20 protein-coding genes and 1 pseudogene are annotated in these 22957 nt (G+C 62.1%); 5 read left to right on the top strand and 16 right to left on the bottom strand.

Features of this window, described 5'->3' with window-relative positions; all coding sequences use genetic code 11:
* Window positions 1–223 precede the first annotated feature (223 nt).
* Complete coding sequence (gene ribBA / locus PVV54_RS15455; protein ID WP_274906088.1) at window positions 224–1345, bottom strand: bifunctional 3,4-dihydroxy-2-butanone-4-phosphate synthase/GTP cyclohydrolase II; 1122 nt, start codon at window positions 1343–1345, stop codon at window positions 224–226.
* 78 nt (window positions 1346–1423) lie between these two features.
* Here ribBA and PVV54_RS15450 point away from each other — a divergent pair, with 78 nt between their 5' ends.
* A complete protein-coding gene (locus tag PVV54_RS15450) occupies window positions 1424–1711 on the top strand; it encodes a DUF1330 domain-containing protein (RefSeq protein ID WP_274906087.1) in 288 nt (95 codons plus the stop codon).
* A gap of 69 nt (window positions 1712–1780) precedes the next feature.
* On the opposite strand, the gene PVV54_RS15445 is transcribed toward PVV54_RS15450, so the two are convergent.
* The 8 genes and pseudogenes from PVV54_RS15445 to PVV54_RS15410 form a co-directional block, all read right to left on the bottom strand.
* On the bottom strand, window positions 1781–3670 hold the full coding sequence (locus PVV54_RS15445) for a restriction endonuclease (protein WP_274906086.1): 1890 nt from the start codon (window positions 3668–3670) through the stop codon (window positions 1781–1783).
* Between the two features lie 142 nt (window positions 3671–3812).
* Window positions 3813–4436 carry a glutathione S-transferase family protein gene (locus PVV54_RS15440; protein ID WP_274906085.1) on the bottom strand — a complete coding sequence of 208 codons (624 nt, stop codon included), beginning with the start codon at window positions 4434–4436 and terminating at the stop codon, window positions 3813–3815.
* 53 nt (window positions 4437–4489) lie between these two features.
* Entirely contained in the window at window positions 4490–5053 is a 564-nt protein-coding gene (locus tag PVV54_RS15435) for a nucleotidyltransferase family protein (RefSeq protein ID WP_274910445.1), read from the bottom strand.
* Between the two features lie 46 nt (window positions 5054–5099).
* A complete protein-coding gene (locus PVV54_RS15430; RefSeq protein WP_274906084.1) occupies window positions 5100–5483 on the bottom strand; it encodes a tautomerase family protein in 384 nt (127 codons plus the stop codon).
* Between the two features lie 64 nt (window positions 5484–5547).
* Window positions 5548–6366, bottom strand: a complete 819-nt coding sequence (locus PVV54_RS15425) for an HDOD domain-containing protein (RefSeq protein ID WP_274906083.1) — start codon at window positions 6364–6366, stop codon at window positions 5548–5550.
* Between the two features lie 141 nt (window positions 6367–6507).
* Window positions 6508–8589, bottom strand: a pseudogene (locus PVV54_RS15420) (TonB-dependent siderophore receptor); the annotation flags it as partial.
* A gap of 301 nt (window positions 8590–8890) precedes the next feature.
* Window positions 8891–11116, bottom strand: a complete 2226-nt coding sequence (locus PVV54_RS15415; protein WP_274906082.1) for a TonB-dependent receptor — start codon at window positions 11114–11116, stop codon at window positions 8891–8893.
* Window positions 11117–11291: 175 nt separating this feature from the next.
* A complete protein-coding gene (locus PVV54_RS15410) occupies window positions 11292–12191 on the bottom strand; it encodes a LysR family transcriptional regulator (RefSeq protein ID WP_274906081.1) in 900 nt (299 codons plus the stop codon).
* 161 nt (window positions 12192–12352) lie between these two features.
* Here PVV54_RS15410 and PVV54_RS15405 point away from each other — a divergent pair, with 161 nt between their 5' ends.
* From PVV54_RS15405 to ttdB, 3 genes are read left to right on the top strand one after another with little or no spacing between them, the layout of a single operon-like run.
* Window positions 12353–13672: a dicarboxylate/amino acid:cation symporter gene (locus tag PVV54_RS15405; RefSeq protein WP_274906080.1), complete on the top strand. Its 1320-nt coding sequence runs from the start codon at window positions 12353–12355 to the stop codon at window positions 13670–13672.
* Window positions 13673–13714: 42 nt separating this feature from the next.
* Window positions 13715–14614 carry a L(+)-tartrate dehydratase subunit alpha gene (ttdA, locus tag PVV54_RS15400; protein ID WP_274906079.1) on the top strand — a complete coding sequence of 300 codons (900 nt, stop codon included), beginning with the start codon at window positions 13715–13717 and terminating at the stop codon, window positions 14612–14614.
* Window positions 14611–15219 carry a L(+)-tartrate dehydratase subunit beta gene (gene ttdB, locus PVV54_RS15395; protein WP_274906078.1) on the top strand — a complete coding sequence of 203 codons (609 nt, stop codon included), beginning with the start codon at window positions 14611–14613 and terminating at the stop codon, window positions 15217–15219. The genes ttdA and ttdB overlap by 4 nt, the downstream gene beginning before the upstream one ends.
* A 71-nt stretch (window positions 15220–15290) precedes the next feature.
* Here the strand turns inward: ttdB and PVV54_RS15390 are convergent, their stop codons facing one another.
* A complete protein-coding gene (locus tag PVV54_RS15390) occupies window positions 15291–15734 on the bottom strand; it encodes a DcrB-related protein (RefSeq protein ID WP_274906077.1) in 444 nt (147 codons plus the stop codon).
* A 319-nt stretch (window positions 15735–16053) separates the two neighbouring features.
* Between PVV54_RS15390 and PVV54_RS15385 the strand changes: the two genes are divergently transcribed.
* Window positions 16054–17955 carry a potassium transporter Kup gene (locus PVV54_RS15385; protein ID WP_274906076.1) on the top strand — a complete coding sequence of 634 codons (1902 nt, stop codon included), beginning with the start codon at window positions 16054–16056 and terminating at the stop codon, window positions 17953–17955.
* 11 nt (window positions 17956–17966) lie between these two features.
* Here PVV54_RS15385 and PVV54_RS15380 read toward each other — a convergent pair whose 3' ends face one another.
* Genes PVV54_RS15380 through PVV54_RS15355 form a run of 6 tightly spaced genes read right to left on the bottom strand, consistent with a single transcriptional unit; the run spans window position 17967 to window position 22907 of the window.
* Window positions 17967–18455 carry a DUF2878 family protein gene (locus PVV54_RS15380; protein WP_274906075.1) on the bottom strand — a complete coding sequence of 163 codons (489 nt, stop codon included), beginning with the start codon at window positions 18453–18455 and terminating at the stop codon, window positions 17967–17969.
* A 2-nt stretch (window positions 18456–18457) separates the two neighbouring features.
* Window positions 18458–19717 carry an SAM-dependent methyltransferase gene (locus PVV54_RS15375; RefSeq protein WP_274906074.1) on the bottom strand — a complete coding sequence of 420 codons (1260 nt, stop codon included), beginning with the start codon at window positions 19715–19717 and terminating at the stop codon, window positions 18458–18460.
* Entirely contained in the window at window positions 19692–20489 is a 798-nt protein-coding gene (locus PVV54_RS15370) for a DUF1365 domain-containing protein (protein WP_274906073.1), read from the bottom strand. The genes PVV54_RS15375 and PVV54_RS15370 overlap by 26 nt, the downstream gene beginning before the upstream one ends.
* Window positions 20486–21733 carry an NAD(P)/FAD-dependent oxidoreductase gene (locus tag PVV54_RS15365; RefSeq protein WP_274906072.1) on the bottom strand — a complete coding sequence of 416 codons (1248 nt, stop codon included), beginning with the start codon at window positions 21731–21733 and terminating at the stop codon, window positions 20486–20488. The genes PVV54_RS15370 and PVV54_RS15365 overlap by 4 nt, the downstream gene beginning before the upstream one ends.
* A gap of 2 nt (window positions 21734–21735) precedes the next feature.
* The gene (locus tag PVV54_RS15360) at window positions 21736–22488 is read right to left on the bottom strand and encodes an SDR family NAD(P)-dependent oxidoreductase (protein ID WP_274906071.1); all 753 of its coding nucleotides are present in this window, start codon (window positions 22486–22488) and stop codon (window positions 21736–21738) included.
* Window positions 22485–22907 (bottom strand): nuclear transport factor 2 family protein, encoded by a 423-nt coding sequence (locus PVV54_RS15355; RefSeq protein ID WP_274906070.1) that lies wholly within the window; start codon window positions 22905–22907, stop codon window positions 22485–22487. Before PVV54_RS15355 ends, PVV54_RS15360 begins: the two co-directional genes overlap by 4 nt.
* Between the last annotated feature and the right edge of the window lie 50 nt (window positions 22908–22957).

The following is a 22957-nucleotide window of genomic DNA, read 5'->3' as shown; positions in this document are numbered from 1 at the left end:
AGCAGCTTTTGCAAAGATGTCGGTGGCCGTTGTGATTGTAGGTGCCGGCCTGCAGTTTCAAGGTCTACGGGATATCATATTATGGTATTCCAAACTTTTGGCAAGAGCTATGAGGCTACCGGCCATCACTCCACGTCATGCCATGCCGCTGTAGGAGCGGATTTATCCGCGATTGCGGTGTCTGCCGTGGCATCGCAATCGCGGATGAATCCGCTCCTACAGGTCAGTTCTGCATCGTCGGGTCGAAGGGGATGCTCTGCACCACCTCCAGCTCATACCCCGCCAGCCCGGCGTATTTGAGCGGCGGGCCCAGGTGGCGCAGCTTGCCCACGCCCAGGTCCTGCAAGATCTGCGCGCCGGTGCCCACTTCGGAATACACCTTCGACTGGCCACGCTGATACGGCCGTACGGGCTGGGTCAGTTGCGGCACACGCTCCAGCAATGCCTGTGAAGACTCGTGGTTGGCCAAAATCACCACCACGCCCGCGCCTTCCTCGGCCACCTTCTGCAGCGCCGCCCACAGCGTCCAGTTGGCCGGCCCGGCGTACTCCGCGCCCACCAGGTCGCGCAGCGGGTCGATCACATGCACGCGCACCAGCGTCGGCTGCTCGCGGCGGATGTCGCCCATCACCATGGCCATGTGCACGCCGCCTTCGATACGGTCCTCGTAGGTCACCAGGCGGAAGGTGCCGTGCACGGTTGGCAGTTCGCGCTCACCGATGCGCTTGATGGTTTGCTCGGTGCTCAGGCGGTAGTGAATGAGGTCGGCGATGGTGCCGATCTTGATGCCATGGCGCGCGGCGAACACTTCCAGGTCCGGGCGGCGGGCCATGGTGCCGTCGTCGTTTAGCACTTCGACGATCACCGACGCCGGCGTAAAACCGGCCAGGCGCGCCAGGTCGCAGCCCGCTTCGGTGTGCCCGGCGCGGGTCAGCACCCCACCTTCACGGGCGCGCAGGGGGAAGATGTGGCCGGGTTGCACAAGGTCTTCGGGGCGAGCATTCGGCGCCATGGCGGCGGCCACGGTGCGCGCCCGGTCGGCGGCGGAAATACCGGTGGTGACGCCGGTGGCGGCCTCGATGGACACGGTAAACGCGGTGCTGAATACGCTGCCGTTGGCCGGCACCATCTGCTCAAGGCCCAGGCGTTGGCAGTGATCGTCGGTCAAGGTCAGGCAAATCAGGCCGCGCGCCTCACGGGCCATGAAATTGATGGCCTGGGCGTCACAGCGCTCGGCGGCGATCAGCAGGTCGCCCTCGTTTTCACGGTCCTCGTCGTCCACCAGCAGCACCATCTTGCCTTGCCGGTAGTCTTCGAGAAGTTCTTCGATGCTGTTGAAAGCCATGCTGCATGCTCGCTGTCGTCGGGTGATTTTTATGGTATACCATCATACACAAATATCCCTGAAACAGGAGCGCGACGGATGAAGGCCTATTGGATTGCCCACGTAGATGTGACCAACCCTGAGCAATACCAGCAATACACCCAGCGTGCACCTGCCGCCTTCCAGGCATTCGGCGGCCGCTTCCTCGCCCGCGGCGGGCGTAGCGAAGCGATGGAAGGGCGGCCTACACCTCAGCGTAGCGTGGTGATCGAATTCGATTCGTACGAGCAGGCGGTGGCGTGCTATCGGTCTGCCTCGTATCAGGAGGCGTGCAGCCACCGGCAGGGCGTGGCCAAGGCTGAGGTGATCATTGTGGAGGGAATTTGACGGCTGTTCCCTGACCTGCGCTTTTGCGAAGGTCGGGGATCGCAGGTGTCCTGCACGAGACTGGATGCATCAGCAGAACATTTCACACAGCAAATCTTCGCGCATTCGTGCCCAGACAGGCTCCAGCTTTGCTTTGATCCATTTGAGATCATCACTGATATTTGTAATGGTCTCGCTGCAACAGATCAGTGAGCGAAGCGCCATGTCTAGCGAAGTGCTGCATGAGTGATCAGTTAACCGACCCATCAAGGCCTCAAGCCCTTCCACCAAAGGCGCAGTTGCCAGTTGAAGATTGCCTCTGATGTACGCGTGATGCTCTTCGGGCAGTCGGTAGGCCAAGTGCTTCACGCAACGTAATACTGGCAGCACCAAGTCTTTTTCGATCGTAGCTGGCGAGCAATACATGTTGAAATGTAACTGCATGGTATGCAGGCACGTTGACAAGGCTTCCGGCGAGCCAGCTTCCATGATGTGCTGGACGCTAAATCGAGCATAAGACAGTAAATGTTCGTCAGGGTCGATGGCTGGAAGGTTGCCAGTGAGTTTCTGTACGGGATTCTTGATCAAGGACAGTTCGCTTCTGCGTTTTTCGCGGAACCAGTGCAAGACTTTGGGGAGGAGTGTTGTACCCAGCCAGTCATGAGTAAGTTCAGCGTCCCATAATCCACGCGGCCCCCAAGGCAGGGCTTCGTCACATAGGTGATCGGGCCGCCATCCCAGAATAAGGCTGGTTCCGTTGGCGCTGCAGATACCACCTTCTTGATAGGTGTAAAGGATCAAGTGGTATCCGGCGTCCAGTGAGGCTTTTGGCTTGTGTGAAAATACCTTGAGTACGCCGTTCCCCGATGCATCGAACACATGATCTTCTGACTCGCCTTTGCCGTAATCATGCTCACGGACGTACTGCATGATTAGACGCCAAAGCTCGCGCGAAACGCTATAGAGCTTGTGGGGGCGCCCGGATGAACCCGTCATCTGCGCAAACCGTATGCAGCGCCAGTTCGCTTCCAACCCTTCGACTTTATTCAGGTAATGAGTCCAGGCTTGCTGCAGGCACCAGTCCAGGTTTTTGAGTTCTACGCTGCTCAGGCTTAATTGGAATTTTTGCGTCGTGAGCAGGAAGCGATCGGGCGCATCCAGTGCCAGGGTGTAGGGGCCTTTCTCCGGATGATGGGGGTGCCCGGCCCACTGCAGCCATTGCACCAAGTCTTTACCGTCAATAGCCAGGGAGACACCAGCCAAGTTGGTTCTGGCAAATGAAAGAATGGCCGAAACGCTTTGCGACACCGAGGTCGGCAGTTGCACCTCCATCCTGACGCTCTGGTTTTCAAGCGTCAGCCGTGAATCATGAACGTGTGCTACCTTGTCACGAAAATGCTGAGGCTCCTTGTCGGGCATGCTAAGCGTATGACAGAAGCGCTCGCGGATCTGTCTTGAAAAAAATACCTCGACCAGCGCGGGTACATTTCGCAAGAGGCTTTCAATCCAACCTTTGTGCCAAATTTCAGCCGAAATCCCATGGACTCTTAGCTTAGTCATTGCCAAACGCCAAGCCTCGATCAGCTGGGTGTCCTCCTGGATATCAATAGATAGGCAAAGGATCCAAGTGTTTGCTTGATCAGCTAGGCCGGCATTGAGAAAGGTATCGACCCAGTTTTCAATATCTCGCGGTTTTACTTTTTTCCAGCGCTTTACTTGCGCTACCGCACACTTTTCTTCAAGCGATGCTTGCCAAATGATGTCGATGCCTTTTTGATTTTGCCCCGCCCGCCCGTATCTGAAAACCTGTAGACGATTGCCCTTGTACGCGTGCTGGATTAAATGAGCGCATAACTTTTCGAAATCTTCCCAAGGCAATTTATCGAGAGGCAAAGCGCCGATTTTTGGCTCTATCGGGTCGTATGCCAATGGTGCAGGCGGTGCCAGTAAATTGCTCGAATTGATGTCAATGTATTCCATGCGGCTCACGGGGTGGGGTGTGGGAATTTCGCTCGGACCTGCCTGCAAACTTTAAGAATTCCACAAATACAGATCACTGATTTGCGAGGCGTGGCCAAGGTATTAAAGGCACGTGTCGACGTTGAAAGTGTTTGTAGAGTCCTTAAGGCATGCCATTGCGACCAAACTCGACAAACCCCACTCGGCTGCTTAAGCGCTCGTAATAGTCGCGCACGGCAGGCAGGTGCGGGTGTTCGAACGGCGTTTCGAACCATCGGTTGACCGACAGGCCGATGGGGATGTCGGCCAGCGAGAATTGGTCGCCTGCGACGTAGGCGCCGGTGGCGGCAAGTTGCTGATCGAGAATACTCATGTGCCGCGCCCAGTTCGCACAGCCCGCCGCAAGCGCTTGCGCGTCCTGATGGTTGGGCGATTGCCTGACCAGCGACATGAAGGCGTAGCTCCATGACCCGTTCAGGTCAGTGGCTTGCCAGTCGATCCACTGGTCCACCCGTGCCCTCGCGCGCGCCTGCCCGGGGTAGAGGGCAGGGTCGCCATAGCGCGTGGCAAGGTAGCGAATGATGGTGTTCGACTCCCACAGCACGAAGTCCCCGTCCTGAATGACCGGCACCATCGCGTTGGGGTTCATGGCCAGGAATTCAGGTTCGCCCGTTGGCCGAAAACCCGAACCCCAGTCTTCACGTTCAAATTCGATGTTGAACTCAGTGCAAGCCCACAGCACCTTGCGCACATTGATCGAAGAAGCCCTGCCCAGAATCCGAATCATGCGTTCATCCTTGTGTTTGCATGGGGGGATCCTCCACGACGCTGGTACGGCGGTCAAGCATCCACCAAAGTCAGCCAAGGCCAGCGTTCGCGGTAGCTCGCTGCCTTGGCCCTGAACAATTCAGGCTGGGGATTCAGTGCATTCATTCTGAGCTGGTCGTGCTGCAGGTCATCCAGACCATGGGTGGCGTACAGCGCTTGCGTGTAGACGTCCACGCCCAGGCAAGTTGAGCTGATCAGGTAGCGGTCAATGCCGTCGGTCACGCGTTGCAACCTAGGGTAGGCCGCGCCGAATTTTGCTTCGTACCAGAGGTAGATCCGCGCCTGGTTGCGGACCTCTACATTGACGCTCAAGTGGGCGCAGGCGTGGTTCACGCGAGTAATGATTTCGTCCTCGGCTTCCCACGAAAGATCTTGATCGAAATAGGCAACGTCGTAGTCCTTTATGCCCCACTCGGGCGCCAAACCTGCGCGAAGGTTCCACACGGTCTGGAACAGGCAGCCTGCAGTCAGCATGCACTGGGGGATGGAGAGTTTGGGAAGGAGGGTGAACAGCGCCCGGTTGATGCTGTTTTCCAGCGCCATTGCCAGCACGCAGTCATCGTTCAGTGTCTGCATCATTTGCCTGCCTGTGTTAAGCCGCATCGGAACAACTGGCAGCATTCTACAAGGCGTACTGTGCAATCCCGTTACCGAACGACCAGTTCTCCTTGCGCACCTCGACCAAGTTGATGAACACATCCTCCGGCCGCACCCCCGCGTCACGCTCAAGCCCCTGTGCGATGGCCAGGTACAGCGCTTTTTTCTGCTCCACCGTTCGCCCCTCGCTCAGGGTGATCTGGATGAACACCTGGCCCTCGGTGCGCTGGATGCCGAGGTATTGAGGGTCGTTCACCAAGTGGTCGCGCTCGTGCTCCGTCAGTACCTGAAAGTTGTCGTGCTCGGGGACGTTGATGGTGGCCCTGAGGCTGGCGTACACGACTTGGCCGATTGCATGAATGTGGGCAGGGTCGGGGTGCTTGACAATGTCGATGCGGACCAGAGGCATTCGGATGCTCCCAGTGGTGTGAAAAACAAGTGTGGCGCCATTTGGCGCCAGGCTTGTGGTCAGTTCAGGCCAGGAAATCGGCGAAGGCCTTGTCCTGCTCCAGCACCTGCGCCAGCTTGTCGAACAGCGCGTTGAGGTCCACGCCTTCAAACAACGGGCCACCCAGCGAGTCGCACGCTTCTGTAGTCGCCCCACCATGCTGCTCCAGCGCATCGCAAATTTCCATGGCCTGGGCTATCAGCCGTGCATAGGGCTGGCCATTGGGCGCCAAGTGCGGTTGTGCCTGGTAGCGGATGGCGGATTGCAGGGTCAGGGGCAGGTTCCAGCGCTTGCCCAGTTCTGCGCCCACCTCCGGGTAGCCAAAGCCCAGTTGCTGGGTTTCGCTGGCCGCGCGGCTGGTGGTGCCGCTGGCGCCCTTGATGCGTGCGGCAAATTCCGGTGCGCCGGTCTGGATCAACAATTCGCCGATGTTGTGCATCACCCCGCAGGTAAACGCTACTTCAGCATCCAGCCCAGCCTGACGGGCCAGCAGGCGGCTGATGCTGGCCACCTGGAAGCTGCGCCCCCAGAATTTTTTGAGGTCGAAGCCCGGCGCCGACTTGAACGCCCCGGTTACGGCCGACGCCAGCACCAGGGTGCGCAAGGTGTTGAAGCCCAGGCGCATGGCCGCGTCTTCGATGCTGGCCGATTCCCGCCCACCCTTGAAGCGGGCCGAGTTCGCCAGCCGCAGTACTTTGGCGGAGATGACCGGGTCGCGCTCGATGTTGCGCGCCACTTTTTCCACGCTTTCGTTGGGGTTGTCGAATTGCTGCACCAGTTCCAGGGCGACCTGGGGAATGCTGGGGAGACTGTGCAACTGCGCAAACAGCGTGTCGATATCCATGGCAAAGCCCTCTTCGTCCGGTGGAGACTTTTTAAGATAGGCAATTTTTGAGGGTCTGCACGGTGTGTTCGCAAGGGACGCAAAAGCCCGGCGTAGAGCGCCGGGCGGGTACACCGAAAGTAGTAATGCCTTGCGGTGGACTTAGAACGCGTACACCAGCGTCGCCGTGGCACTGCGCGGCGTGCCGTACCAGCCCCGCGAGCCGATGGCGGTGTAGTACTGCTTGTCGAACACGTTGTTGAGGTTAAGCGAAACGCTGGTCTGCGGCGTAAACGCGTACTGCGCCATGGCATCCACCACGCTGTAGGCACCCTGGGTGAAGGTTTCGTCGTTCGGCCCGGCACCTTTGTAATACTCGGTGCCCTGCCAGCGTACGCCACCGCCCACCTTCAGCTGCGGCAGCGCCTGCAGGCGGTAGGTGGTGAACAGCTTGAAGGTGTCGCGCGGTACTTCGGTCTTCAGGCGGTCGCCATCGGAGTCCTCGATCACGGCGTAGGTGTAGCTGGCAGACACTTGCCAGTCCGGCAGGATTTCCCCGGCCATCTCCATCTCGAAACCACGGGTTTTGGTGCCGGATTCGGCACGGTAGGCCTGGTTGCCGTCCGGCGCCAGGTTGCTGCCATCGGCCACGGCGAGGTTGTCCTGGCGCACCTCGAATACGCTCAGTGCCGCGGTCAGGCGCTTGTCCCAGAATTCACTTTTCAGGCCGAGTTCGTAGTTGACGCCTTCTTCCGGGTCCAGATAGGCACCACTGACATCCTTGTTGCTTTGCGGGTTGAAGATGGTGGTGTAGCTGGCGTAGGCCGACCAGTTTTCGTTGAGGTCGTACACCAGCCCGAAGTAGGGCGTGACAACCCCGGTTTCGCTGCGCGAGGTGCGGCTGGTGTCGCCGGTGGACAGGGTGGTGGAGGTTTCGTCGCGGTGCCAGTCGATCACCCGTGCGCCGGTAATCAGCGACAGGTCATCGGTCAGGCTCCAGCGCACCGACGCCACCAGGCCGTCCTGGGTTTCATCCAGCGCGTCTTCCGTGGATTTGGTGTGGATGGCGTCCGGGATACCCAGTGAGCCGTCCCAGGTGTAGATGTTGTCGATGGTCTGGAACGACCACAGCGGGTAGCCGTTGTTGCGGTAGTAGGCCCGGTAGTGGCTGGCGCCCAGGTACATCTGGTGCTCGCGGGTAAACAGCTCGAACGGGCCGGCCGCCGACAGGTCAAACGACGTCTGGCGCGGCTCCCCGGCCCAGCGGCCGGTCCAGGTGCTGATGCCGCTGCCGTCGGGGTTGACGGTGCCGCTGGCGGCGGTGGCAAAGGCGTCGTCATAGCTGCGGCGGCTGTGTTCGGCATTCAGTTTCAGCTGCCAGCCGTTGTCCAGTTGATGGTCGAGGGTGGTGAACAGCGTTTTCGTGCGGCGCTTGTGGTAGCTCCAGTCGGCGGCGGAGTTGAACGAGCGGGAAGGGCTGAAGTGGCTGCCATCGGTCTTGTACATCGGGAAACCGTGGTTGCCGGCGCCGTCGTTGTCCATTTCCTGGTACTCCGCGCCTACGATCAGCATGGTGTCGTCAGTGATGTCCCATTCCATCACACCGTAAGCCACCTGCTTGTCCAGCGACTGGCGGTCGACATGGCTTTGACTGTTGGTATTCGAGGCCACGAAGCGCCCGCGAACATGGCCGCTTTCCGACAGTTTGCCGCCCACGTCCAGCTCGGTGCGATACGTGTCCCATGAACCCGCCTTCAGCGTCAGCGTGCGCTGTGTTTCGAGCGTTGGTTTTTTGCGAATCAGGTTGACGGTGGCGCCGGGGTCGCCGGTGCCCGACATCAGCCCGGTGGCACCGCGCACCACCTCGACCCGGTCGTAGCTCACCATGTCGGCAAGGTCGTCGCCAAAGCCGAAAGTGTCCGGCCGGTTGAGGCCGTCGACCTGAATGCTGCCCACTTCAAAGCCGCGCACGTAGATGTGGTTGGAGTCGCTGCCGGCCGGCCCCATGCTGTCGACGACCACACCGGGCGTTTGCTCCAGCACCTGGGCCACATCGGTCAGGTTCTGGTCTTCGATCTGCTGGCGGGTAACCACGCTGATCGACTGCGGCGTTTCGCGAGTGGAGAGGCGCAGGCCGGTCGCGGTGTTGGCCGAACCTGTGGTGTAACTGCCGGTGCCTTCTGTGGTGGCGCCCAGCCCGGTGCTGGAGACGGTGGTTGCGGCCAGCTCCATCGAGCCGTCTTCCGTGGGTTGGGCCTGTGGCTCAGGTTCGGCCCAGGCGTTGGCGCTGGCCAGCATTACGGCCAAAGCGGCGTGGCGAAAGGTGGGGGTTGTGGGCGTGAAACGAGGGGACATCCATTGACTCCTGTTGATGGAAAAGCGAACAGCTCAACAGGAGACGGATTGGGAATGCGGATATTTTGTGTAGATTGCTGGGGCTGCGTTGCAGCCCATCGCGACACAAGGCCGCTCCCACAGGAAACGCGATCTCCTGTGGGAGCGGCCTTGTGTCGCGATGGGCCGCAACGCGGCCCCCGGCAATCTATCAGAAATCAACCGAAGCACTGACCGAAAGCGTACGCGGCGCACCCAGCACCAGGTAGTTCGACCCCGGGTAACCACCGGTGGACGCCCAGTAATCGCGCCCGGCCACGTTGTCCAGACGAGCCCGCAAGGTCACGTCCTTGTCCTCCACCTTGAAGCCGTACCGCGCACCCAGGTCCAGCCGCGTCCAGGACGGGATTTCCAGGTTGTTGGCGTTGTTCACATACTGACGGCTGGTGTACACCACGCGGCTGGTCAGGGTCAGGCCATTGATGCCCGGTACATCCCACTCGCCACCAATGTTGGCCTGGGTTTTCGGCACGCCAATTGGCTCATTGCCATCGTTTTCGCCGTTCTGCGTCTTGGTCAGTTCGGCATCAAGCAGGGTCACGCCACCCAGCAGGCGCACGCCCTGGGTCGGCTCGCCAAACAGCGACAACTCGATGCCGCGGTTACGTTGCTCGCCGCCATCCTTGAACACCTGGTCTTCAACAATGCCCACCGGCTTGCGGGTTTCGAACACGGCAAGGCTGCCGCCCAGGCCGCCACCGTCATACTTCACGCCGATTTCGGTTTGCTTGGCAACGTAGGGTGCCAGCGATGCACCTGCGTTCAGTACCGGTGCTGTGGAGCCATCCGGCAGGGTGGTGGTGGCGCCGGCCGTGTCGCCCTTGGTCAGGCCTTCGATGTAGTTGGCATATACCGAGAACTGCTCATTCAGCTGGTACACCACGCCCGCAACCGGCGTGGTTTCGTAGCGGTTGTACTTGGAGGTCTTGTCGCCGGTGTTGTAGTCGTAGCCAGTCACGTCCATGCCCTGGCGACGTGCGCCCAGGGTGACCTGCAACTGGTCATCGAAGAAACCAAGCGTGTCAGCGATTGCCAGGCTTTGCGTGTGGGTACGGGCCGTGATGTGCGGGTCGGACATCGAGCCGCTGAAGCTTACGTTATCCGGTTTGGCCACATCGACCGGGTCATACAGGTCGCCGGCAAACCCGCTGAAGTTGCCCGCCCAGGCGTTGCGGTCCTTGGTGTCGTACATCGCACCGGACAGCACCCACTGGTGGGAAACCGGCCCGGTCTGCAGGCTCCAGCGCACGCCGGCTTCGCCGGTGGTCACGGTTTCTTCGCGGTAGTTGTCGAAACGGCTCGACGACGTCACGCCCGCCGCATTGGAAGAGGGGTTGGCCAGCACGTTCTTTTCTTCACCTTTGCGCATGCCGATGGCGGCCCAGGTGGTGACGGCATCGCTCAGGTCATATTCCGCGCGGAAGGTGCCGAACGTTTGCTTCTCTTTCGAGTAGGTCCACGACTGGCCGTAGTTCTTGTCTGCATCGGGCGGGCTTGGCACTTCGCCAGTTGGCGTCACGCTCGGCAGCGGGTTATCGATGAAGTGGTACTGGTGGCCCACGTCAGCGGACAGGCGCAGGCGGTCCCCCTGGTAGTCCAGGCCCAGGGCGAACATGTCCAGAGTGCGGTCCTGGTCTTCCACCGCCGTTTCGCCACCGCGCTTGGCCACGTTCACACGCACGCCGAAGCGGTCTTCCTCACCAAAGCGGCGCGCCACGTCGGCGGCGACGGTGCCGAAGCCGTTGTTTTCGGCGCCGACGGTGACCCGGGTCAGCGGCTCGTTCGGGGCACGCTTGGGCAGGATGTTGATCGCACCGCCAATGCCGGTACCGCCCGGCGCCGCGCCATTAAGGAAGGCACTGGCACCGCGGAACACTTCGACACGCTCGATGAACTCGGCCGCCACGTACTGGCGTGGCAGCAGCCCGTACAGGCCGTTGTAGGCGATGTCGTCGGAGTACAGCGGGAAGCCCCGCATCATGTACAGCTCCTGGAAATTGCCGAAGCCACGCGCAATGCGCACCGACGGGTCGTTCTGCAGAATGTCGGCGACGCTGTGCGCCTGCTGGTCCTGGATGAGCTGGTTGGTATAGGACGTGGAGGTGAAGGGCGTCTCCATGTAGTCCTTGTTGCCCAAAATGCCCACGCGCCCGCCACGAGCCACCTGGCCACCCTCGTACTCGGGCACCAGGCCCTCGCGCGAGGCGTCGGCGCTGGCCGAGATCGCGGTTTCTTCCAGCTCAAGTACCGTGCCTGGGGTGGCGGCGGGCTCTGCCTCTTGGGCCAATGCCAATGGCGAAGCAAAGCTTGCCATCAGGCCGAGGGGCAACCAGACGGCGTTCAATGCGTTTTTGCGGGGGAAGTTCGGGAGGGGCATGGGCGGACCTGTCGATCGGGTGGGTGTGTGCCTGAGGGAGCAGGCATGGCCAAACGACAGCACTATAGCGAATAAGAATCCTTCTCTGTATGGTTTTGATTACTATTTGTGAAAATTTCGTAATTATTACTGTTGTGGTGGCTTGCCTTGGCCCGGTCTCTTGCGGGGCGAGCCCTCAAGGCCAGGCCGTCTCACCGAAAAAGTCCCGCATGTGCTCCACAAAGAACGATACCTTCGCCGACAGGTTCAGCCGCTCCAGATACACCGCATAGATGTCTGCCGGCGGCGTTTGGTAATCCGCCAGCACCTCCACCAGCCGCCCCTGGCGCAGGTGGTCGGCCAGGTTCCACTCGGCGCGCATCAATATGCCTTGGCCATCCAGCGCCCAGTTCAACGCCACCTCGCCATCATTGGTGCTCAGGCGGCCATGCACCTTGACCGACTCGCTCTGCTTGCCCCGGCTGAACCGCCAGAGGCCGAAAGCCGCGTCGTTCTGGCGCAGCACGATGCAGTTGTGCTGCGCCAGGTCCTTTGGCGTGAGTGGCGTGCCGAACGCCTCAAGATACGCCGGTGTGGCACACAAGCGGCGGCGGTTGACGGCAATCTTGCGGGCGATCAGGCGCGAATCGGGGATTTCGCCAAAGCGGATGGCCACATCGATGGCGTCGTCCGGCAAGTTGATCGGGCGGTCAGTCAGGTGCAGTTGCACCTCCACGTCCGGATGGCGCCTGGCGAACGAAGAAATGGCCGGTGCCACATGCGTCCTGCCAAACCCCAGCGGAGCATTCACCCGTAGCAGCCCTTTGGGCTCGGCGCGGCTGCTGGACACCTGCCGCTCCATTTCCTCGATCTCTTCAAGAATGCGCCGGGCATTGAGCAGGTACGTCTCGCCCTCGGCGGTCAGGCTGATGCTGCGCGTGGTGCGGTTGAGCAGGCGCACGCCCAGGCGCTGCTCCAGCTGCATCAACCGCTTGGAAACGGCAGGCGGGGTCAGGTTCAGCTCGCGGGCCGTGGCCGCCAGGCTGCCCAGGCGCACCAGCTGGGCGAAGAAGGCCAGTTCCGACACCGGGTTCATTGGTAACTCCAGGGAAATAATGAGTTGAATTGCATTGTATTACTCGATTTGGAAAAAGCCATTACCGTAATCAGGCGTGATTAACCACAACAAATCTGGGCCTGACCGATGAGCCCAGCCGCCACTTTCATCCGACTCACAACAATAATTCGGAGACGGCAATGGCCAAGCGATACCTTGGAAAACTCTACGTACAAGTGCTGATGGGCGTGACGCTCGGCATCCTGCTGGGCGTGTTCTGGCCCCAGGTGGGTGCAGACCTCAAGCCCTTGGGCGATGCCTTCATCAAACTGATCAAGATGGTCTTCGCACCGGTCATCTTCGCCACCGTGGTACTGGGCATCGCCCGCATGGAGAACATGAAGGAGCTCGGCCGGGTTGGCATGCGCGCGCTGATCTACTTCGAGGTGCTGTCCACCTTCGCTCTGGTGCTGGGCCTGGTGGTGGTCAACCTGGTGCAGCCGGGGCAGGGCATGAATATCGACCCGGCCACCCTCGACACCAAAAGCATCGCCACCTACACCTCGGCAGCGGCCAGCGGTTCGGGCAGCTTTACCGACTTCCTGCTGCATGTGATCCCGGCCAGCGTCACCGACGCCTTCGCCAAAAACGAGATCCTGCAGATATTGCTGTTCTCCAGCCTGTTCGGCATTGCCCTGGCGCACCTGGGCGTCCGTGGCAAACCGGTGGTCGATGTGCTGGAGAGCTTTTCCCACGGCATGTTCCATATCGTCGGCATGGTCATGCGCCTGGCCCCGCTGGCGGCCTGCGGGGCAATGGCTTTTACCGTGGGCAAGTACGGCCTGGGGTCGATCGTGTCGCTGGGCAAGCTGATGGCCACCATGTACCTGACCTGCTTCCTGTTCGTGGTGGTGGTACTTGGCGCCATAGCACGGCTTTCGGGCTTCAGCCTGTGGAAGTTCCTCAAGTACCTCAAGGAAGAGCTGTTCACCGTGCTCGGCACCAGCTCGTCCGAATCGGTGGTACCGCAACTGATGACCAAGCTGGAACACGCTGGCGTGTCCAAACCGGTGGTCGGCCTGGTCATCCCCTCGGGCCTTACCTTCAACCCCGACGGCCAGTGCATCTACTACACCATGGCGGCCATTTTCATCGCCCAGGCCACCAACACCCCACTTACCCTGATGGACCAATTGCTGGTACTCGGCGTGCTGCTGCTCACCTCCAAGGGTTCGGCCGGCGTCACCGGCTCCGGCTTCATCACCCTGGCCGCCACCCTGGCCACCATGGACAACATTCCCGTGGCCGGCATGGTCCTGCTGTTGGGCGTGGACCGCTTCATGTCCGAGGCCCGCGCCATCACCAACACCATCGGCAATGCCGTCGGCACCCTGGCCATTGCCCGCTGGGTCGGTGCGCTCGACCAGCAACGCCTGGGCCAGGTGCTCGGCGGCCAGTTGCCGCCCGCCAGTACCGCGCAAGAGCCAGCCGCCCTGCAGCCCCGCGCCACCCAAGCCTGATCAACCCAGCCAACTGCCTTGTGAAGCAGTGAGGAGAAAACCGTGGATAAAGAAGCAGCCGTGTCATCGCTCACCGACGTGATGGCCAAGTTCACCGCCTACATTGGCAAGCGCCTGCCGCGTGACGTTAAAGAAAAGACCGCCAAGTTGCGTGCCGCCGAAACCAACCCGTTGGCCATCGCCGTGTACGACTCGATGGCTGACAACCAGGCATACGCCGACAAGCTCAACCGCCCCAGCTGCCAGGACACCGGCGTCATCCAGTATTTTGTCGCGGCAGGCGCACGCTTTCCGCTGTTGGGTGAGATGGAAAGCATCCTCGAAAATGCCACCAAGGAAGCCACCATCCAGGGGCCGCTGCGGCACAACGCGGTGGAAACCTTCATCGAGAAGAACACCGGGACCAACACCGGCTCGAAAATCCCGTGGCTGGACTGGGAAATCATCCCCGATGCCGATTACGCCATCGTCGATGTGTACATGGCCGGTGGCGGCTGCACCTTGCCGGGTTCGGCCAAGGTGCTGATGCCAGGGCAAGGTTATGAGGGGGTGACTGAGTTCGTCTTTGATGTCATCACCTCGCGCGGCGTCAATGCCTGCCCGCCGTTGTTGGTGGGGGTCGGGGTTTCGACCTCGGTAGAAACAGCCGCACGCCTGTCGAAGAAGGCCATCCTGCGCGAGGTGGACTCCAGCCACCCCAACGAAAGCGCGGCAATGATGGAAAAGCTGCTCGAAGACGGCCTCAACGAAATCGGTATCGGCCCCCAGGGCCTGACCGGTAACAGCAGCGTGATGGGCGTGAACATCGAATCCTCCGCCCGCCACCCCTCGACCATCGGCGTGGCCGTGTCCACCGGTTGCTGGGCGCACCGGCGCGGCAAGATCCGCATCAATGCCGACCTTTCCTATGACATCCTTTCCCACGAAGGTGTAGTACTGTGAAGAAAATCCTCAGCACCCCGATCAAGGACGAAGACCTGGCCAGCCTCAACGTTGGTGACGTGGTCTACCTGACCGGCCAGTTGGTCACCTGCCGTGACGTTGCCCACCGGCGCCTGATCGAGCTCAAGCGCGAACTGCCCGTCGACCTGCGCGGCGGCGCCATCTTCCACGCCGGCCCCATCGTGCGCAAAAAAGACGACGGCAGTTTCGAAATGGTCTCCATCGGCCCGACCACCAGCATGCGCATGGAAAAATTCGAGAAGCAGTTCATTGAAGAAACCGGCGTGAAGCTGATCGTGGGCAAAGGCGGCATGGGCCCGGAAACCACTACCGGGTGCCTGGAAAACAAAGCCGTGCACGCCGTGTTCCCCGGCGGCTGCGCTGTGTTGGCGGCTACCCAGGTGGAAGAGATCGAACGCGCCGAATGGCAGGACCTGGGCATGCCCGAAACCCTGTGGGTGAACCGCGTGCGCGAGTTCGGGCCGCTGATCATCTCCATCGACACCAAGGGCAACAACCTGTTCGAGCAGAACAAGGCACGTTTCAATGAACGCAAAGGGGCGGTGATCGAGAAGATCAACAGCCAGGTGCGGTTTATCAAGTGAGCAGGCGGGGTGCCGGGGCGCGGTTGCCTGGGTACCCCGTGGCGGCTGTGACCAAGGACGTTGACCTGCGTTCAAACTGCACCGTTGTCGGTCAAACGCAGGCCCCGCTTGAGCGCTCGCCAATGCTGCAAGTCCTGGTTGTTCATCAGCCCGTGCTTGCTGTAATTGAGCACCAGCATGCGCTGCTGCCCCGGGATCAGGCAGGCTGCCTGCAGCTGGACGTTTGGCTGCTTGCCAACCGTGAAATCAAGCGCCATTTCCCAGCCTTCCATCTGCTGGTCGGGGCCAAAGCGGGTGGCCTGCAGGCCGCTGATGTTCAGGGAATGGGTTTTGCGTCGTAGCAGCTCCATCTGATCCCTCACAGCGTCTTGCAGCGACTGGCCCGGCAGCACCGGACTGCGGACGATCACAAGGGTGGTGCCGCGTGGCTTGAAGCGCAGCATGTTCATGCTCTGGTCTTCGGGGGTGTCGTTGCCAAGGTCGAGGATTGCATCGTGAGTTACGTAGTCAGCCATGGTCGGGTGTGCCTCTGGAGAGGAGCGGCAGAAAACAATGCCTCGCAACCTCGCGTCGGGTCGAGGCGCAAGATGTGAGTGGGTATGTGGTTCAACCCGCGTTGAAAGCTGGTGGCGCTTTGAATGCAGGGCCTTTTGCGTGCAGGTTTATTGCTCGCGTCCATAAACAACCCAGGGTTCTCCCGCCCTCGGTCAACGCATTCTTTACGCATTCTTTATGCCCGGCTTTACGCCCAGCCCCGATACTGGCGCGGTTGTTCCACGCCTTCCGCCCCCTGCCTGAGCCCAGCATTCGCGCAATGCTGCAGAGACGTTACCCGTGACCCAGACCGCAACCGCAGCACACCCATCCCACCCCGGCAAGAGCACCGGTATCGGCCTGTTGGTCGCTGCCGTGGGGGTGGTGTATGGCGACATCGGCACCAGCCCGCTGTACACCCTCAAGGAAGTCTTCAACGGCCATTTCGGCGTGCAGGCCAACACTGAAGGGGTGCTGGGCATCCTGTCGCTGGTATTCTGGTCGCTGGTCTGGGTGGTATCGGTGAAGTACGTGCTGTTCATCCTGCGCGCCAGCAACCAGGGCGAAGGCGGCATCATGGCGCTGACGGCGTTGGCACGTCGGGCCGCGCTGCCCTATCCACGGCTGAGCCGGGTGCTGGTGTTGCTGGGGCTGTTCGGTGCGGCGCTGTTTTATGGCGACAGCATGATCACCCCGGCCATTTCCGTGTTGTCGGCGGTAGAAGGCCTGCAACTGGGCATTGATGGCATTGACCACTGGGTGGTGCCGTTGTCGGTGGTGGTGCTGGTCGGGCTGTTCATGATCCAGAAGCATGGTACGGCGCGCATCGGCATTTTGTTCGGGCCGGTGATGGTGTTGTGGTTCGTGGTGCTGGGGGCGCTGGGCGTGCACGGCATCGTGCAGCGGCCCGAAGTGCTGCAGGCCGTCAACCCGGTGTGGGCGGTGCATTTTTTTGCAGCCCACCCGGGTGTGGGCGTGGCGATTCTGGGGGCCGTGGTGCTGGCCCTGACCGGTGCGGAGGCACTGTATGCCGACATGGGGCATTTTGGCCGCAAACCCATTTCGCGTGCGTGGTTCATGCTGGTATTGCCGGGCCTGGTGCTGAACTACTTTGGTCAGGGCGCGTTGATTTTGAACAACCCGGAGGCCGTGCGTAACCCGTTCTACCTGCTGGCGCCGCAGTGGGCGCTGCTGCCGATGGTGGGCTTGGCTACCCTGGCGACGGTGATCGCTTCACAGGCAGTGATTTCCGGTGCCTTCTCGCTCACGCGCCAGGCCATTCAGCTGGGCTATGTGCCGCGCATGTTCATCCAGCACACTTCCAGCGAGGAACAAGGGCAAATCTATATCGGCATGGTCAACTGGGCGCTGATGGTGGGTGTGGTGCTGCTGGTGATCGGTTTTGAATCGTCCAGTGCGCTGGCGGCGGCCTACGGTGTGGCCGTGACCGGGACCATGCTGATTACCACCTTGCTGGCTGCGGCGGTGGTGCTGCTGTTGTGGAAGACGCCGCGCTGGCTGGCCATCCCGATGCTGTTGGGCTTTTTGCTGGTCGACAGCCTGTACTTTGCGGCCAATGCGCCGAAGGTACTGCAAGGCGGCGCGTTCCCGGTCATCGCGGGGCTGGCGTTGTTCGTGCTGATGACCACCTGGAAACGCGGCCGTACCATCCTGTTCGACCGGCTGGATGAGGCGGGCTTGCCGCTGGAGCTGTTCATCGCCAGCGTGCAGTCGCAACCGCCGCATCGGGTGAGCGGCACGGCGGTGTTCCTGACCGCCCGCACCGATGCTGTGCCCCATGCGCTGCTGCACAACTTGCTGCATAACCAGGTGCTGCATGAACAGGTGGTACTGCTGACGGTGGTTGCCGAGGATGCGCCACGGGTCAATGCGGCGCAGCGCATCCGGGTCGAGGCGTTCGACGCCGGTTTTTACCGTGTCAGCCTGCATTTCGGCTTCATGGAGGAACCGGACGTGCCGCTGGCGCTGAGCCGCTGCCACGAGCAAGGCCTGGATTTCAGCCCCATGCGCACCACGTACTTCCTCAGCCGCGAAACCGTCATCGCCACCCAGCGCATCGGCATGGCACGTTGGCGCGAGCACCTGTTTGCGTTCTTGCTGAAGAATGCCAACAGCAACCTGAAGTATTTCAAACTGCCAGTGAACCGGGTGATTGAACTGGGCACTCAGGTCGAGATGTAGCCCGCAGGCAATCAGCGCACGGCGGCCAGGCGCAGTAAAAGCGGGAAGGCCATGGCCCAGACCGGCGCCAGCACCAGGGCGGTATTCAGCCGCCCCAGCGGCAATTCGACCCCCGCCAGCGCCGCACCTGCCAAGTACGCTGGCGGGCCGCCCAGCAACCCCAGCAGGGCGCCCAGCCACAACCGTTGCCCGGCCCATGCCAGGCTGTGGCGCAAGCCGCTGGCCAGCACCAGCCACAACAGGGCCAGCCACAATGGCAAGGGCCACTGATCAAAGCGGAACACCCCGGCCAGGCCCAGCATGCTATCGAGCAGGCAACCCGCGAGCGCCACACTCAGCAGCGTGCGTATTTCCGCAGCGCGCTGGCGGCACAACCACAAGTGGACCCCCAGGCCAATCGGCGCCGCCATCAGCAGCCAGGGCCGTTGAGCGCCCAGCACACATGCCCACCACCCCAGCTGCAGCCACACCGCATTGCCCACCAGCCAGGCGCGGCCCATGCTCAACCGATCGGCAAAGGCGCCCGCCGGGCCTTTGGCGCAGCCCACAGCAGTTGCGCCACGCCGATGGTCCGCTCTTCGAAACCGCCCTGGCAATAACACAGGTAAAACTCCCACAGGCGCTGGAAGGTGTCGTCATAACCCAGCTCCAGCAGCGTTGCGCGGCTCTGGCGCAGGTTGTCGCGCCAATGGCGCAAGGTCCGGGCGTAACCGGCGCCGAAGTCCTCCATGTGCACCAGGTTCAGTTCGGTCTGGCGGCTGGCGGTATCGAGCAGCACGCTCAGCGAGGGCAGGGCGCCGCCGGGGAAGATGTAGCGCTGGATGAAATCCACCGAGCGTTGCGCCTGGGCATAGCGCTGGTCGCGGATGGTGATGGCCTGCAACAGCAACAGCCCGTCCTCCTTGAGCAGCCTGGCGCATTGGCGAAAGTAGGTGGGCAAATAGCGGTGGCCGACGGCTTCGATCATCTCGATCGACACCAGTTTGTCGAACTGACCGCGCAGGTCGCGGTAGTCCTCGCGCAGCACCGTGATGCGCTGTTCCAGGCCCAGCGCTTTCACGCGGCCCAGGGTATACGTGTACTGCGCTTCGGACAGCGTCGTGGTGGTGACACGGCAACCGTGGCGGGTGGCGGCATAAATGGCCAGGCTGCCCCAGCCGCTGCCGATTTCCAGCAGGTGTTCGTGGGGTTTGAGTTCGAGCTTTTCGCAAATCCGCTCCAGCTTGTTGAGCTGGGCCTGTTCAAGTGTTTGTTCGGGGCTGTCGAACTGGGCGGCCGAGTACATCAGGGTAGGGTCGAGCAACTGCTCGAACAACGCATTGCCCAGGTCGTAGTGGGCCAGGATGTTGCGCCGCGCGCCGCGCCGGTTGTTGCGGTTGAACCTGTGCAGCAGGCGCAATGCCGGCCGGCCGAAGCGTGCCAGGCCGGTTTCCATGGCGTCGAGCACGTCGAGGTTGGCCACGAACACCCGGGTCACGGCGGCGAGGTCCGGGCTGCGCCAGTAACCGTGGATGTAGCCTTCGCCCGCGCCGATCGAGCCATTGCCCGCCACCAGGCTCCACGCGGCCTCATCGAGCACTTCGATTTCGGCGTACAGCGGGCTGCCCACATCGCCAAAGGTCCACTGCCGGTCATGGCTGATAACCCGCAAGTGGCCGTGGCTCAGGCGTTGCAACTGAGCCAGCACGGCGCTGCGGGCCACGCCGCCGAGCCAGGGCGTGAGGCCTGCCGTTTTGCTAACGCTCAGGGTGGGATTGGGCATGGTCGGGTTCCTCGCAAACGGGGTGGCCCAGCGCGAGGTGGCCCCGGCTGGCTGCGTGATCGTGAACAGGGGTGCGTTTGAACAGCAGGCGCAGGGCTTGCCAGTAAATGGCCGAGACCGTGCGCAGGCTCATCCAGGGGAAGGTGAAGATGTGCCTGCGCACGGCAGCGCGATCCAGGGGCTGGCGTTGCAGGGCCAGGTCGGCTGCGAACACCTTCTGCCCGTCGTGCCAGTTTTCCATGTGTACACGAACGTGCCGGGCATCAAGGGCGAAGCGCAAGCGGTAATCCATGTCCAGCGGCAGAAAGGGCGAAACATGAAACGCCTTGGCCATGGCGAACGGCTGGGCCAGGTTGCCGTGCACGGGCAATACGTAATGGAAGCGCTCCCGCCATGGTGTGTTGCGCACTTCCAGCAGCAGGGCCGCCAGCACCCCGTCGAGGTCATGGCAGAAGTAAACGCTCACCGGGTTGAACGACAACCCCCAGCAACGGGGCTGGGTGAGCAGATGTACGGCTCCCCGGGGCGGTTGCCCGGTGGCCTGGCCGACCAGCTGGCGGGCAGCGTCGGCCAGCGGTGTGCCTGTACGGGTGAGCGAGGGCAGGTAGTCGGTTTCGCGCCAGCACAGCGGGGCAAACCGCTTGCGGCCGAGCAGCAGGGCAGGGTCTTCAGCCAGGTCCAGGTAGAACATGCCGATGCGGTAGCGGAACGCATGGGGCCTGGGGCTGGAGCGTCGATGGCTGACCCAGCCATGGCACAGGCTGCTGGTCACAGGCGTTCTCCGAAATGTTCGGCCACGTTCAGTGCGCTTAGCACGCCGTCCTCGTGGAAACCGTTGGCCCAGTAGGCGCCGCAGTAATAGCTGTGCTGCTGGCCTTGCAGCTCGTCCTGGCGTGCCTGGGCGGCCACGGCGGCCAGGCTGTACTGCGGGTGTGCGTAGTCGAAACGGGCGAGGATTTGCGCAGGGTCCACCAGCGCTGTCTGGTTCAGGCTTACGCAGAACGTGACCGGTGCCTGCAAACCTTGCAGGATGTTCATGTCATAGGTGAGCGCTGCGGGGGCATGCCCGGGGCCGCCCAGCCGGTAGTTCCAGCTGGCCCAGGCCCGACGACGGCGGGGCAGCAGCCGGGTGTCGGTGTGCAGCACCACGTCATTGCTGGCGTAGGTAATGGCCGCCAACACTGCACGTTCGTCTGTGCTGGGCGCTTCGAGCAGCGCCAGGGCCTGGTCGCTGTGGCAAGCGAACACCACCTTGTCGAAACGCTCCGGCCCGGCCGGGCTGTGCAGCGTCACGCCGGCCTCGTCCCGGGCCACCCGGCTGACCGGGCAGTTGAGGCGAATGCGCTCGGCAAAGGGCCGGCACAGCGGCGCAAGGTAGCTGCGCGAACCGCCTTCGATCACCCGCCATTGCGGCCGGTTGCTGACCGACAACAGCCCATGGTTGCGGCAAAAGCGCACGAAAAACTGCAGGGGGAAGGCGAGCATTTCAGCGCACGGCATCGACCAGATCGCCGAGCCCATGGGCACGATGTAGTGCTCGATGAAGCGGTTGCCGTAGCCGTGTTCGTGCAGGTAGCTGCCCAGCGTGGTGCCGGCATCGATGCGTTGGGCGTCGAGGTCGGCGATGGCCTGGCGGTTAAAACGCAGAATGTCGCGCAGCATGCCCCAGAACCCCGGCGACAGCAGGTTGCGGCGTTGGGCGAACAGGGTGTTCAGGTCATGGCCGTTGTACTCGAAGCCCGTGCGCGGGTCGTGCACCGAGAAGCTCATTTCGGTGGGGCGTGAGGGCACCTTCAGGTGCGTGAGCAAGCGGATGAAGTGTGGGTAGGTCCAGTCGTTGAATACGATGAAACCCGTGTCCACCGCGTACGCTTGACCGCGCCATTGCACGTCAACGGTGTGAGTATGCCCGCCGACCCAGCTGGCTGCCTCGAACACGGTGATCTCATGCTGGCGGCACAGCAGGTGGGCGCAGGTCAGCCCGGCGATACCGCTGCCAATGATGGCGATGCGCATGGTCAGCCCTCTGCCTTGCGCGCCAGGCGCTGGCCCAGGCGCATCCGCAAACCGGCAGGCAGGGCGCCAAGCAGGCGCAGCACCCAGGTGAACAGGCCGGGGAAAGCGATTTCCAGCGGGCGCTGGGGCAGGCGATTGATAATGTGCCCGGCAGCACGTTCGGCGCTCCACAACTGTGGCATGGGGAAGTCGTTACGCCGGGTCAGGGGGGTGTCGACGAAGCCGGGGCTGACCAGCGTGGTGTCGATGCCCTCGGCAGCCAGGTCGATGCGCAGGGATTCGACCAGGTAGCGTACAGCGGCTTTGGAGGCACCGTAGGCCCCGGCGCGTTGCAATGCCAGCCAGCTGACCGAACTGCCCATCACCACCAGGTGCGGACGTTGGCCGCGGTGCAGCAGTGGCAGAGCCTGCTGAATGCAATGGCTGACGGCGAACAGGTTGGTGCGGACCACGCGCTCAACCAACACGGGGTCGAAGCGGCCGGGTTCCAGGTATTCGCAGGTGCCGGCGTTGAGGATGACCAAATCCAGTGCGCCCCAGGCTTGCTCGATCTGGCTACATATGGCGGCAACTTGCTGCGGCGCGTCGAGGTCACCGATGGCCAGCAGCACCTGGCCCGGAAAGCGCTCGGCCAACGGTTCAAGGCGCGCGGCGTGCCGGCCACCCAATGCCACCTGGTGGCCTTGTTCCAGCAGGCGCAGCGCGAGTGCCGCGCCGATGCCGCTACTGGCACCGGTCAGCCAGCAGCGGCTCATGCCAGCCGGCCCTTGAGCCAGCGGATTGCGCCACCCATTACAGGTACGTGCTCATAGAGCAGGGCACCGGCATCGAAATAATCCTGATGAAAATACACCCGGTCGTGCCAGCAAACATGGCTGCAGCCTTGCAGGCTGATCAAACGCCCGCTGGCCAGGCGTGGGTGGCGAAACTCCAGGGTCCAGCGCAGGTAGCCTTGGCCGGGCCGCACCTCGTCCGCGCCTTCGAACCCGTAGCGGATTTCCTGTGCGTTGCCGAACAGCTCGGCGAAGTACGCTTGCAGTTGCTCCAGGCCGACTACGTGGTGCAGCGGATCGCGGAACGTCACGTCATCGCTGTACAACTGCCCCAAATTAGCAAGGTTGCCTGCATCCAGTGCGGCAAAGCGTTCGGCGAAGGTTTGCAGGTAGGCAGACATGCGCGGCTCCGGTAAATCCTGTACAGGCTCAGTATGTTGTACAGGTATAC

This window comes from Pseudomonas sp. PSKL.D1 (assembly GCF_028898945.1).
Taxonomy (GTDB): Bacteria; Pseudomonadota; Gammaproteobacteria; order Pseudomonadales; family Pseudomonadaceae; genus Aquipseudomonas.
The sequence above is the reverse complement of the archived record's forward strand: the minus strand, read 5'-3'. Positions and strand labels throughout refer to the sequence as shown.